Raw genomic sequence first — 12,837 nt, 5'->3', positions numbered from 1 at the left:
AAGTATGTATGGAAAGTAAAAAAAATGATATTTTACAGGCGGCCATTCGGCTGTTCTCCAGAAAAGGCTATTATTCAACATCTGTTGAAGAAATCGCCAAAGAAAGTGGGATGGCGAAGGCATCCTTCTATAAATATTTTCAAGGAAAAGAAGAACTCCCTCTAGAAATGTGTATCATTCTGGAAAATAACATTGAACAAGACATCCGGGCTCTCTACAGTAAACCTGATCTTTCTAAGCATGATAAACTGCACGGTTTTATTGTACTTTACTTGAAAAATCTCGTTGAAAATAAAGTGTATCTTATGATGGATCTTCCTGAGCCTTCTATGCTTATTTTTCAGAATGAACAACTCAATTACGCGTTCGAAAATCATGAATATAAATTGTACAAATGGGTTCGCGACTGCCTGATTGATATTTTTGGACCGAGCATTGAAGATCATGCATGGGATATGACCTTTGTACTTAAAAGCATTGTGTTTGAATATATTCGCTTCTTTGCCGATCGGATGAATGATGAAACGATTGAACATCTAACACAGTTTATCATCTTCTTATCCAGTTCCTTGGCAACCAGCCTGAACAATGCTGATTCAGCTCCACATTTGTTCTGGAGCAAGCAAGGCTGGTTACCTGAAAGTGCTCTAAGTAATCCCTTTGACCAAGGTCGTCAAATTAACAGCCTTCTCCACTCCTTGGAAGACAGTATACTGCTGTCTTCGTGGAGTTCAGAGGAGAAACAGGAGTGTCAGCAAATCTACGCTCATTTAAAGGAAGAGGCTCTGAAATCGAACCCTCAAAAAGGCCTCCTGAAAGCCCTTTTTGCGTATTTGGAGCAGTACAAGGAACTGCAAAAGGTTTGTCGTTTACTTAAAAATTTATTGGACCATGCACCGATATCCGAGTAGTCACTCAGCATTCGGTACATCGGAACAAATTCATACTTAACAGCGAAACACATCAAAAAAAGACTGTTCATGCAAAGCATGAAACAGTCTTTTTGGGTTATTGCTTTTATTTTGATAACATACGAGGAATTACAAACCCGCTTGTTCTTTTAGAATTTCAGCTTTATCTACGCTCTCCCATGGTACATCCAAATCTGTACGGCCAAAGTGACCGTAGGCAGCAGTTTGCTTATAAATTGGACGACGCAGATCCAACATGCGGATAATGCCTGTTGGGCGCAGATCAAAGTTATTTCGGATCAATTCAACCAGCTTCTCATCACTTACTTTACCCGTACCGTATGTATCGACGTTAATCGAAACAGGCGTAGCTACACCGATGGCATAAGCAAGCTGAATTTCCACTTTGTCTGCCAATCCAGCTGCTACGAGGTTTTTCGCTACATAACGAGCAGCGTAAGCAGCGGAACGGTCCACTTTAGTCGGATCTTTACCGGAGAATGCTCCCCCGCCGTGACGTGCATAACCACCATACGTATCCACAATAATTTTACGGCCTGTCAGACCTGCATCTCCTTGAGGGCCACCGATAACAAAGCGTCCTGTCGGATTAATGTAATACTTGGTTTGCTCATCCAATAATTCGGCAGGGACAACTGGCAAAATAACCTTTTCTTTGATGTCTGCTTGAATTTGCTCCAAAGTAGTATCCTCTGCATGCTGCGTAGAAACCACAATAGCATCAATACGAACAGGTTTACCATTTTCATACTCTACCGTTACTTGGGTTTTACCGTCTGGACGAAGGTAATTCAGCGTTCCATCCTTACGTACTTCAGACAAGCGTCGTGCAATACGGTGAGACATAGCGATAGGCAAAGGCATCAACTCAGGTGTCTCGTTCGTAGCAAAACCAAACATCAATCCTTGATCCCCAGCCCCAATGTTATCCGTTTCTTTATCTACTTCAGCAGGATCACGGCTTTCCAAGGCAGCATTAACCCCCTGAGCAATGTCCGGCGACTGTTCATTCAAAGAAGTCAATACAGCGCAAGTATTATAGTCGAAACCGTATTTCGCACGTGTATAGCCAATTTCCTTAATCGTATTACGTACAATGGATGGAATATCCACGTATTCCGATTTGGAGCTGATTTCACCAATGACGAGAACAAGACCAGTAGCTACCGATACTTCACATGCTACCCGTGCATTAGGGTCATTAGCCAGAAAGGCGTCCAATACAGCATCGGATATCTGATCACAGATTTTATCCGGATGGCCTTCTGTTACAGACTCGGACGTGAACAAATGACGGCCTTTTACAGACATGAATTTCAACCTCCCACAATTAAAATACATGAGGATTTATAAAAAAATCCTGACATGGCAATGGTATTATTCAGATACCTTCAAGCCAACAAATGGCGGGAGATATCTTGTTACACCTGATTAATAAAAAATGAACCTTTTCCGGTAGGAAAAGGTTGCGTACAAGCCTCAAATGCCATGATATCCTATTTAAAACAAGGTGTCAATTCATACAACCCAATTACAACTTTCGAAATTGAGGTAAGTTTACATGCAAACCATTTTCGATTCACATGTAAATAACCCCAGTTTATACGCTACTATATAATCAAAAACTGTAAAAAATTATTGCAATTTACAATGTACCATATTCAGATAAGCTAAGTTCAGCAGATTGTATCAATCGCTTAGTAATTTCACCACCAACTGAACCGTTCTGTCTTGAAGTTAAATCGCGCCATGCTACATTTTCGACTCCTGCAAACTGTCCCAATTCTGAAGCAAACTCACTGTCAGCCTTAGGTTGTATATGTGTATATTGGGGATTATAAACAGGCAGCCCAAACTCAGCAGCGATCTCATACTTCAAATCATCTAACCTGGCACGGCTTTCAGGAATTAATCGTCTTTGACCTCTTGATGCCATCGTATACACCCTCCACTAAACGTATTGTCTTTCATGGGGTTAGTGTGCAGCGATTAGGTTCAACTTAGCCAAGAACAATTTGCTATCCCAAACAGTATTTAAGAAAAAGAGCCATCGAAAGCAGATTATATACAAAACAGTTTACTGAACAGTATAACCGCCTCGTACCATAACGACCAGACCAAACTTCTGACCTTCTTTTACTTGAATACCTCTTCCTTCTCTAGGAAAGGATACTAAATGATTTTTTTCGACAGCCTGGTTATGGACAATTTCCGTTCCAGAAGTAATATCAATAGCACCACTGGCATCCATACTATACACAACAGCATAACCATTACGTAAAATGAATTCCGAGCCTGCTTTGGCAATCAGTTTTTGACCAGGCTTTACATCAACAACCTTTAAAGCCTCTGTCTGCTCTGGTGTGGAAGCTTTTCCTGCACTAGAGGCTCCTGACGCCGTTGTGTTAGAAGTAGCGTTTGTTGCTGGAGCATTCGAACTAGTCGTTTTACTACTTGTGTTACTTGCTGGTACTTCACCTTTAATTGCCTGAGCAATTTTTTGGTCGACATAGCTTTTAGTTACGACTGGATCATCAGCTGTACCAGGTTGTCCAGAACTGGAGGCACCATTAACTGAATTGTTCATTAAGGAACCAGCAACAATTCCTCCTCCAAGTAAAACAGCAGCCAATGATACTTTATAGCGTGATTTCATGAAGTCCTCCTACAGCAGGTTATAGCAAGTATAGTTAAGTTTTAATTATTGTGCGCTAGCTCCAGAAGAACCCTGCATAGCCCAAGGCTTATCAAATGCCAACTTCAATGTATCAATATTTGTAACTATATCTTCGGCTTGTTGCTCAGCAGTAGTCACTTTCAAATTAGCTTCATAAACCTGAAGCTCTGTAGCCAAACCAACATCAAATTGCTTCTTAGCCATGTCAGCCGCACTTCTGGCACTCACCAAACCAGCTTGAATCTGTGAATACTGGCTTTCTAATGCTTTGATGTTATTATAAATTGTTCTTACTGCTTCTTCGAGTTGTCTCTTTGTGCCTTCTGTAGCATACTGAGCTTTTTCAACATTAAGTTGTTCAGCTTCGTAAGGCGTGTTTCCTGGCGTACTAAAATTGTAGAGCTTCAAGCTCAATTCAGCTAAATCCACTTTTTGCTCACTCAGCCAAATGGCCGTGCTGCTGGTAAGTACTTGGCTTACTTTAGTTTCAACATTATCTTTGAACTCAGAATATACAGGTTTATCCTTCAATTCATAACGTTGCTCCGGTTTGTAACCAATCACTTGGTTCAACGACACATAAGCACTATCCAGATCTTTTTTTGCTTTTTCTAAAGCAGCTTGATTTTGAGTCACCTGATTGGTTGCTTGTGTAACTTCATAATCACTCGACATTTGATTGTCTCTTTTAATTTGTGCAACTTTTAGCTTGCGCTCCGCATCTTCAATGTTCAATGCAGCCAGCTTAACGGCATTTTGCTTTTGAAGAAGCGTATTGTAAAGACTTTTCACATTATATTCAATACCTTCTTTGGTCATATCCAGGTTTTTTTTAGCAGCCTCATAATTAAGATTCGTTTGAGCATAGCCTTTGAAAGCTTTATCAGAAGCCTCATCACCTGCTTCTGCTGGAACAAAGTCAATATTCTTGCCTGCTTCTTTCATGATTTTGCCTGCTTGATCGATATTCGTTGCTGCTGTTTTAACTGTAGTACTATCAGCTATAGCCAGTTTAACGGCATCATCATAGGCCAACGAATCATTATAGTAGGTATCATACGTAACCTTTGTTACAGGAGCTGTGAAAGGCTTACTGGACAAGCTATTGACTTCGCCAGTTGTACTTCCATCTGCTTGGTTTGAAATAGTAATTGTATGTGTACTTTGATCCCAATTTACTTTGGCGCCTAATGATTGGCTCACAAAACGTAAAGGAACGAGTACTTGACCCTTTTGAATTTGAGTTGCTGCATCGAGCTGTACAGGATTACTATTTTTATAAGCAAGTTTAGAACCAACATTTAAAGTTAACGTATCGTCATTTTTAGATGCTGTTACTTTTTTAGCTTTGCTGTCCCAATCGACTTTCGCACCCAAGCTTTCAAAAACACCACGCAGAGGTACCAAGGTTGTATTTTGACTTACAACCGGGGACTGGGTATATTGCTGAGTTACACCGTTAATAATAACCTTTATGTCACCTGGTTGAGCTCCTGCAAAATTGGCAAATGCAGAAGAAAGAACTAATGTAGAAAGTGCCGCCACTCCAAAACGTTTCATAATTTCTCTCCTTTGTCAATAAGACTAATAAAAGAAAAGGGCTCCAAAAGGAACCCTCTTCTCATCTAATTCAGTTAACTCAAAAGAGTTGCTCTTAAATTAGTTGTTGTTTTCAACAGTTACTGTTTTAGCAGTTGCATCATAGTTGATGGATGCATCCAACGCTCTGCTCACCCAGAAGATAGGCAGTACAGTACGGTTTTTGTTAGTTACAGCTTTAACGTCCATACGAACCACAGAACCGTTAATAGTCAACAGGTTTGTGTTCAGTTTGATTTGAGCAACGCGGTCACCTTTAATCAGGGTAACTGTGGAAGTTGCTTTGTCAAACAGGATGTTTTGTGGGGATACACCCAAAGCTTCAGCTGCATAACGTACTGGCAAGTAAGTGCGTCCGTTTTCAGCATAAGCAGCTACATCAGAAGTTTTACTTTCGCCGTTCACAGTGTAGGAAGTGCTTCCCAGTGTGAAGACAGCTTTAGTTTTAGTAGCACCTGGAGCTGGAGTTCCAACAGTTGCGATTGCTACTTCAGCAGCTGCAGTGTTGTTGTCTTTCCAGTTTTGTGTGTTGTCAGTTGCGCCTTTGTATGCAGTGTAAGAAACTGCGCTACCTTTCAGCTTAGCAACGATATCGCCTTGAGCTACAGTACGGTCAACAGTCAGCTTAGGAGCTGAAATTGTGATTGTACTTGGAGTAGCACTTTCGCTGTCGATGTAGAAGCTCAGACGGCCTTTGTTGCTTTCGCCGTAAGTATCAGTAGATACGCTCTTCACTTTAACGTCACCAGCTGTAACTTTTACTTCTGGAGTAGAAGCAAAACGTACGCCTGTTGGCAATTCCAAGATTACTTCACGGCTACCGTCTTTCTTAACGAAAGCTTCTTTAGCAGCTTCAGTGATTGTGATATCGCCAACTTGTTGGTCGCCCAGACCGATTGTCAGGGTTGGTTTGGAAGCAGCAGCCAGAGTGACAGCTTGTTTCACAGTTGCAACCTTAACAGTACCGCTCAGACCTTGGCTACCAGCAACATCAACGTTCAGATCGCCAGAGAAACCTGGTTGCGTAGCAACTTCAACGTTTTTCAGTTTCAAAGTACCAGCATCAGTTGTGCTGTTAGCATTGTTGAAAGTCAATTTCAAAGTACGTTTGTCAGAGTCAGTGTAGGAAACCTCTGCTCCACCCAAACCGTTAGTGTTCTCCATAGAACCAGAGAAGTTGCTTCCTGGGTTATTGCTTTCAAAAGTTGACTGCCAACGAGCACCTTCAGGCAGACGCAAAGTTACAGTACGTCCTTTTACGAAAGAACCAGCAACAGTTTCTTTAATTGTAACATCACCAATTTTTTGCTCATCATGACCAGCAAGAATTGTTGATGGAGTAGCAACGGAAACGCCACCACCGATTTGACCATAGCTACCAACTACGAGGGAGCTAACATCAGTTGTTGCATTACCAGAGATACTAACTGTAACATCGCCTTCTTTTGCACTGTTTTCATCATCAACATAGAATCCTACAGGCAATTGGAAAGATGTTTGAGCATCACTTACTTTTTTCAGAGACAAAGTAAGCGTATCGCCATCAGTAGAGTAGTTTACATCTGATGGTTGAATTGCTTTGTCTGTCTTGGAAGTAAACAAAATAGTGGCTGGGCTCTTAGGAGCGGAATCCCATTTGAAACCACTAGGCAATTTCAACTTAATGTTGCTATTACCCAAAGAACCAGCTGTTTCTTCTTTAACTTTCAAAGTTGCAGTAAAGTTCTCTTCACTGGAAACTGTATCAGCAGCAGACAAAGATACTTGACCGGAAGAAACTACGTTTGCAATTGTTGCTTCACCGCTAGTGAAACCACTTGCAGAAGCTGCATCAAAAGTAGCTTTTACAGGTCCATTGCTAGGTCCGTTAACATTAATTTTACCAAAGTTCAGGTAAAGATCAACGCTATCTTTAGAGTTAGTAAAGTTGAAAGTCACTCTTGCAGAGTTATTAGTGAGCTTCTCTACAGTCAAACCTTCACCCTTAACGTATCCAGTTTCTGCACGAGCTGCAGCATCATCATCGTTATCGCCTGGATCAATGTAAACACCCAAACCATAAGTAGAGTCAATAGCAGTAGGGACAACACCAGGAGCAGTAGCGAATTCAAAACCTTTAGGCAATGTAACTGTGAAAGATTCATTTTTGCCAACAGAAGCTTGGCTTACGTTAACTTTTACTCTACCCAGAGTAGTGTTAGTAGTTTGGCTTGAACCAATGCTAGGAGTATTAACAGCAGAATAGCTAGAAGCTGCATGGATTGCAGTTGGTGCAGTCAATGCTGCGATTGGAGCTGCTACACCAGCAACCAATGTTGCTGTTGCCAGCACGTTGATCATTTTTTTGTTAAACTTTGTCATAACCTTTTTTTCTCCTCCTTGAATATAACCAGAAATATTATTTTTGTCTTTTTGTCGGATCTTGTCACTCATCAGTCGTTACACCTCCTTTCCGAGCTTTATGAGAACCCTTATAAAATGATATCTGTGACAATATCACAGAAGCTTGGAATCTAGTTGAAAGAAAGCGTCCATTTATGACGTACTCCAGTATTATACAATGTGATAACAATGCAGTAAAGATTTTTTTTAGCGAATTTTGTCTTTACGCTTTTGTACCCCTTTGTTTCATACTCACCCAATTAGACGTAGCATGGGTTCAAAAAGTTGCGTCTGTTTCAAAAAAAATTTTATTTTTTTTGATTATGTATTCCGCTCCCCACAGTCATAATTATACTATTAAACCTGTTCCTCCGTCATCCTACAACTTTTACCTTATCAACCTTAAATGTACAAGGGTCATTTTCGTACATTTAAGTCGGTCTTTAATGGAGTATATTCGTTAAGAATTATCCATAGAATATATAAAGCACATAAAGTATATAGATTCCCTTGAAATCTAATACTCTAATACACTTTAAAGTAGTAGGAATGACGGAGTAACAGTGATTTACGGTAAATATAACCGTGACAAATTACTTCACTACATTAATCTTCGCGCCATCCGTAAGCAGACTAACGCCCTTAACGACAACATTTTGTCCTTCAGCAAGCCCCTTGGTTACCTCAATCTGTTTGGCACTTTCCTGACCTGTCTGCACCTCTACCCGCTTAGCCACTGTTCCTTCCACTACATAAGCATACTTTTTCCCTGCCTGCTCCGTAATGGCATCCTGCGATACCAAAATGTTTTTAGGAGCTTCTGATTTCATGTATACAGTTACAACCATCCCTGATTTTAATTCACCTGAACCATTAGGAACCGAAATCTCGACAGGATATGCCTTGAGATCATTATCCATTACCGGATTGACGGCCGATACTCTGGCCTCAATTCGCTTATCTAAGGAGTCCACACCTACAGTCACAGATGAACCCACCTGCAACTTAAGAAGCTCAGATTCAGAAACGTTAACTTTAGCAATAATAGGATTGGTATTCGCTATTGTAGCAACCGCGGATTGTGCACTAACCATTTGCCCCTGGGTTCCTGTTACAACCGATATCGTGCCGGAAATCGGAGCTTTGACTACAGAATCCACCAGTTGACTACGTGCTGTGTCTAAACTGGACTTAGCTTGATTGACAGAAGCACGAGCTACGTCAATGCCAGTTTTCTGTTGTGCAAGACGTAATGATTTTTGAGCATTGCTATATGTTGTTTGTGCACTTTCCTTGGACGTTTGCGCATTGTGAAGTGTTATCTGTGCATTCTCCACCGCAGTCAAAGCTCTTCTATGCGCTATTTGAGACTGCTCTAACTCGGATTGAGATAGAGCGCCCGCACTAAACAACTGTTGGTTGCGATTGAGCGTATTTTGAGCATCACGCACGGAACTCTGAGCATCAACCAGACTGGTCTGAGCTTGGGTGATGGTGTTGTCTTGCTGGACAAGCGCACTTTTGGCTTGATCCACGCTGGATTCTGCCTGCTGCACCGACTGTGCTGCACCAGACTCAGCCTGCTTTAAATTAGCCAAGGCAACCTGGTACGATTCCTGGGATTGCTTAATCGCGTCCTGCAGGTCCTTTTGGTCTATAGTAAACAATGTGTCGCCTTTGCTTACTTTTTGCCCCACTGTAAGATTAATACTTTGAATCTTACCACTAATTTTCGGAGACACCTGAGCCGTCTCTTTGGGAGCAAAGCTTCCAATAATACCTGTTGAATCGTTAATACTACCTTTAGCCACTTTTGCTATTTGAACTGGAATGGCTTGCTGCGCCGTAGTCGTTGCGGCAGGGGCCTCTCCCCCACCGCAACCTGCTAATGCAACTGATAAAAGCAAAGTTGTAGCAATCAGAGCACTTTTTTTATTCATTATGTTTCTCCACCTCACCTTATATATGAACACTTTTTTGTAGTTTCGCTTCTTTTTTTAATTCTCTCTTCGCTTGTCTTTTTAATTTCCGATTCTTACGTTTTTGTATCATATTATCCATGATGACGTAGACTACCGGAATAAGAATCAATGTAATAACAGCTGCGAAGGATAACCCGAATACAACAACAACAGCCATCGGTGCTTGTGTCTCGTTACCACTGCCTGTAGCAAATGCCATCGGGAGCAAAGCTAGTACAGTAGCCAGCGTGGTCATCAAAATCGGACGCAACCGCTCAGACGCTCCATGAATAATAGCTTCATCCCGATCTTGGCCGTCTTTTCGGAGCTGAATTATAAAGTCAATCATAACAATGGCATTGTTGACGACCAAACCGACGAGCATGATGTAACCTGTCAAAGCTGAAACGCTGAGACTCGCCCCGGTTACAGCTAAACCGATAAGCACACCAATTACCGTAGGTGGAACGGAAAACATAATAACAAACGGTGTGAGCAACGATTCGAACTGTCCTGCCATAACCATGTAGATGAGTACGACAGATAACAAAATAGCTATCGCCAAGTTCGTAAAAGACTCCAGCATTTGTTCATTTTGTCCACCACCCGTATCTGCACTGTAGCCCTCTGGGAAGTGAGTACTCTTCAAAAGAGCATCTATTTTTTGATTAATAGTAAGAATATCCCCTGTTCCATCAATATCAGCTGTAATCTGTACTTGACGCGTTTGGTCTTCACGAGTAACAGTATCGGGTACAGTCCGTTTATCAATACTTACTACGGAAGACAAAGGTACATCAATACCTTGCGAAGTGGTGATCCGTAAGGCTTTTAGATTTGACAAATCATGGCGGTTTTGCTCTGGCAACGATATCTTCACATCAATCTGATCTTCACCTGTACGATAGCTTGTGGCGACTGATCCATTAAAAGAAGTATTCACTGCAGATAAGATTTGGGTCGCTGATAAGCCATATCGACTTGCAAGTTCCCGATTAACGGTAATCTCATATTCTTCGCGAACAGCACTCAAGGTACTTTTCACATTGACCGTACCCGGTATGTTTTTTACGTCCGCAACGAGATTGTCCGAGAGTTCTCTCAGGACGTCAATATCGTCACCTTTTAAGTTAATATTAACAGCCGCTCCGCTTGAAAGGCCTGTTGTAGACGCCATTGTAATCTCTGCATCCGGAATGCTATCAAATTTTTTACGAAGGCCATCAACTATAACATCTGTTGCCTGATGTCCATCCTTCAGTGTTACACTTAGATCTGCTGAGTTGGTTGGAGCCGCCCCTGAATAACCAGAATTGCCACCAGAACCAACAGTCACTGTCATTTTATCTAGATCCGGAACTTTCAAAATTTCTTTTTCTATATCTTGAACAACCTTTTCCGTTTCTTCCAAAACCGTTCCATTAGGAAGTTTCACGTTAATTGTGAATTCCCCAGTATCGGATGCTGGGATAAATTCAGCCTTAACGAAAGGAACTAGAGCCCCAGCTGCCACAAACATTAATAAAGTAATAATTAACACAGATTTTCTATGGTTAATTCCCCACTTCAGTATACGGCGATACCCACTCTTAAATTTCTCGAAGCCAATATTAAACCACACAATAGGGTTAACACCCTTATAAGTACCTGAAGAATAGATGGATTCATCTGGCACGGTAGGTAGCCAACGTGAGCCCAGCATCGGCACAATCATAAGGGATACAAGCAAGGCTGCAATGTGAGAGAAAATAACTGTTAACGCCAACGGTTTAAATAGAACTCCCGCAATTCCGTCAACAAAAACAACTGGTAAAAATACTACGATCTGCGCAAGTGCAGATGCCATAACGGCATTACCCACCTGCTTGGAGCCATCAATAGCCCCTTGTAGCATGCTTTTCCCTTCATGTCGCTGTCTAAAAATATTCTCAATAATAACAACCGCAAAATCGACAAAGGATCCTAACCCCAGAAGCAAACCGCTCAGTGAAATAATATTAATGGTTTGTCCGGTGAAATACATCATCATAAACGTAGCTACGAAGGAAATTGGAATAACGATAGTAGCAATAATGGTAGAACGTATACTATTCAAAAATAACAGCAAGACAATAGCTGCGATAATAAGTCCCAATATAGCATGCTCTACTAATGAGTGTACGGAGTCGCTAATGGGTTTGGATGCATCTGTTACCATCTCCAATTGAGTTCCCGGAGGCAATTCCTTCCGTATCGAATCTAAACTATCCTTTACAGAATCGGCGATTGAAAGGGTATTCCCCCCTGTAGCTTTAGTAACAGAAATATTGATACTTGGCTTTCCGTTATAGGTAGAAATGGTTGTAACATCATCCAAGGAATCTTCAACTTTCGCGATGTCCTTTAGCTTAATGCTTCCCTTCCCTACTGGAATTGGAGTTTCACCCATTTCTGAAACAGCTTTGTATTCACCTTGAACCCGAAGTTGGATTTCTGTATTGCCTCGGTACACCGAACCAGCAGAACCCGCTACGTTATTAGACGATAGCGCTTGGCTGATTTGATCTAGCGTAATGCCATAGCTTTGAAGTTTGGCTTGATCTACGGTAATCTTCACAAGCCGAGCTTGCCCACCTGACATGTTGGCTGCAGCTACTCCCGCAATTCTTTCAAGCCGCGGCTCAATAATATCTTCAGCAATAGGCTTCAACTTGTTAATATCCTGGTCTCCTGTAAGAGAGAGCGTAATAACCGGCGTTGCGTTGAGATCCACCTTAAGGACACGCGGCGAATTAGCCGCCTTGGGAAGAGACCCTTTAACCCCATCAACTTTATCTCGCATGTCGAGGGTTGCTTGATTGATATCTACTCCCCAGTTAAATTGAATCATGACCATAGATGTTCCTTCTGAAGACTCGGACATGATTTTATCCACGTTCTCAATAGAAGCCAGACTTTTCTCAATAGGTTTAGTAACCAATTCCTCAACTTCTGTAGGCGTTGCATTTGGAATACTGGTCACCACTGCAGCGAATGGCAGCTTCATATCCGGCATTTGCTCTACAGGAAGTCTTAACGCAAAAATACCGCCCCCGATTAACAAAGCAATAATTAACATAAATACTGTTACAGGACGGCGTATTGAAAACTGAGACATCTCATCACTCCCCACTCACTTCTCTATGTAATATTTAAGCACACACATCCTCTACTACGATGAAATAGGCGTAAAGTTTCAGATAAATGTGCAAAAAAAACATATAAAAAAATAATAAACACATTTTGAGATAAAAGCTAAAAAAAAAGC

8 protein-coding genes are annotated in these 12,837 nt (G+C 41.4%); 1 reads left to right on the top strand and 7 read right to left on the bottom strand.

Features of this window, described 5'->3' with window-relative positions; genetic code table 11:
• Window positions 1-8: 8 nt before the first annotated feature.
• The gene (locus ACQW03_RS13780; protein ID WP_071643323.1) at window positions 9-911 is read left to right on the top strand and encodes a TetR/AcrR family transcriptional regulator; all 903 of its coding nucleotides are present in this window, start codon (window positions 9-11) and stop codon (window positions 909-911) included.
• 129 nt (window positions 912-1,040) lie between these two features.
• Here the strand turns inward: ACQW03_RS13780 and metK are convergent, their stop codons facing one another.
• The 7 genes from metK to ACQW03_RS13745 form a co-directional block, all read right to left on the bottom strand.
• Window positions 1,041-2,243 (bottom strand): methionine adenosyltransferase, encoded by a 1,203-nt coding sequence (metK, locus tag ACQW03_RS13775; RefSeq protein WP_220030326.1) that lies wholly within the window; start codon window positions 2,241-2,243, stop codon window positions 1,041-1,043.
• Between the two features lie 334 nt (window positions 2,244-2,577).
• A complete protein-coding gene (locus ACQW03_RS13770; protein ID WP_441950182.1) occupies window positions 2,578-2,868 on the bottom strand; it encodes a small, acid-soluble spore protein, alpha/beta type in 291 nt (96 codons plus the stop codon).
• A 141-nt stretch (window positions 2,869-3,009) separates the two neighbouring features.
• Window positions 3,010-3,588 carry a hypothetical protein gene (locus ACQW03_RS13765; protein WP_441950180.1) on the bottom strand — a complete coding sequence of 193 codons (579 nt, stop codon included), beginning with the start codon at window positions 3,586-3,588 and terminating at the stop codon, window positions 3,010-3,012.
• 45 nt (window positions 3,589-3,633) lie between these two features.
• Entirely contained in the window at window positions 3,634-5,169 is a 1,536-nt protein-coding gene (locus ACQW03_RS13760) for a stalk domain-containing protein (RefSeq protein ID WP_441950178.1), read from the bottom strand.
• A 99-nt stretch (window positions 5,170-5,268) separates the two neighbouring features.
• Window positions 5,269-7,641 carry a copper amine oxidase N-terminal domain-containing protein gene (locus tag ACQW03_RS13755; protein ID WP_441950176.1) on the bottom strand — a complete coding sequence of 791 codons (2,373 nt, stop codon included), beginning with the start codon at window positions 7,639-7,641 and terminating at the stop codon, window positions 5,269-5,271.
• 542 nt (window positions 7,642-8,183) lie between these two features.
• On the bottom strand, window positions 8,184-9,530 hold the full coding sequence (locus ACQW03_RS13750; RefSeq protein WP_071643333.1) for an efflux RND transporter periplasmic adaptor subunit: 1,347 nt from the start codon (window positions 9,528-9,530) through the stop codon (window positions 8,184-8,186).
• Window positions 9,531-9,549: 19 nt separating this feature from the next.
• Window positions 9,550-12,687: an efflux RND transporter permease subunit gene (locus ACQW03_RS13745; RefSeq protein ID WP_071643335.1), complete on the bottom strand. Its 3,138-nt coding sequence runs from the start codon at window positions 12,685-12,687 to the stop codon at window positions 9,550-9,552.
• Window positions 12,688-12,837 lie beyond the last annotated feature (150 nt).

This window comes from Paenibacillus sp. DRB1-1 (genome assembly GCF_052119485.1).
Lineage (GTDB): Bacteria > Bacillota > Bacilli > Paenibacillales > Paenibacillaceae > Paenibacillus > Paenibacillus polymyxa_B.
Note: the sequence above shows the minus strand (reverse complement) of the source record. Positions and strands in the feature narration are given on the sequence as shown.

Coding starts and splice junctions, on each gene's coding strand:
- ACQW03_RS13780 (WP_071643323.1), top strand. CDS start 9: ATGGAAAGTAAAAAAAATGATATTTTACAGGCGGCCATTCGGCTGTTC.
- metK (WP_220030326.1), bottom strand. CDS start 2,243: ATGTCTGTAAAAGGCCGTCATTTGTTCACGTCCGAGTCTGTAACAGAA.
- ACQW03_RS13770 (WP_441950182.1), bottom strand. CDS start 2,868: ATGGCATCAAGAGGTCAAAGACGATTAATTCCTGAAAGCCGTGCCAGG.
- ACQW03_RS13765 (WP_441950180.1), bottom strand. CDS start 3,588: ATGAAATCACGCTATAAAGTATCATTGGCTGCTGTTTTACTTGGAGGA.
- ACQW03_RS13760 (WP_441950178.1), bottom strand. CDS start 5,169: ATGAAACGTTTTGGAGTGGCGGCACTTTCTACATTAGTTCTTTCTTCT.
- ACQW03_RS13755 (WP_441950176.1), bottom strand. CDS start 7,641: ATGAGTGACAAGATCCGACAAAAAGACAAAAATAATATTTCTGGTTAT.
- ACQW03_RS13750 (WP_071643333.1), bottom strand. CDS start 9,530: ATGAATAAAAAAAGTGCTCTGATTGCTACAACTTTGCTTTTATCAGTT.
- ACQW03_RS13745 (WP_071643335.1), bottom strand. CDS start 12,687: ATGTCTCAGTTTTCAATACGCCGTCCTGTAACAGTATTTATGTTAATT.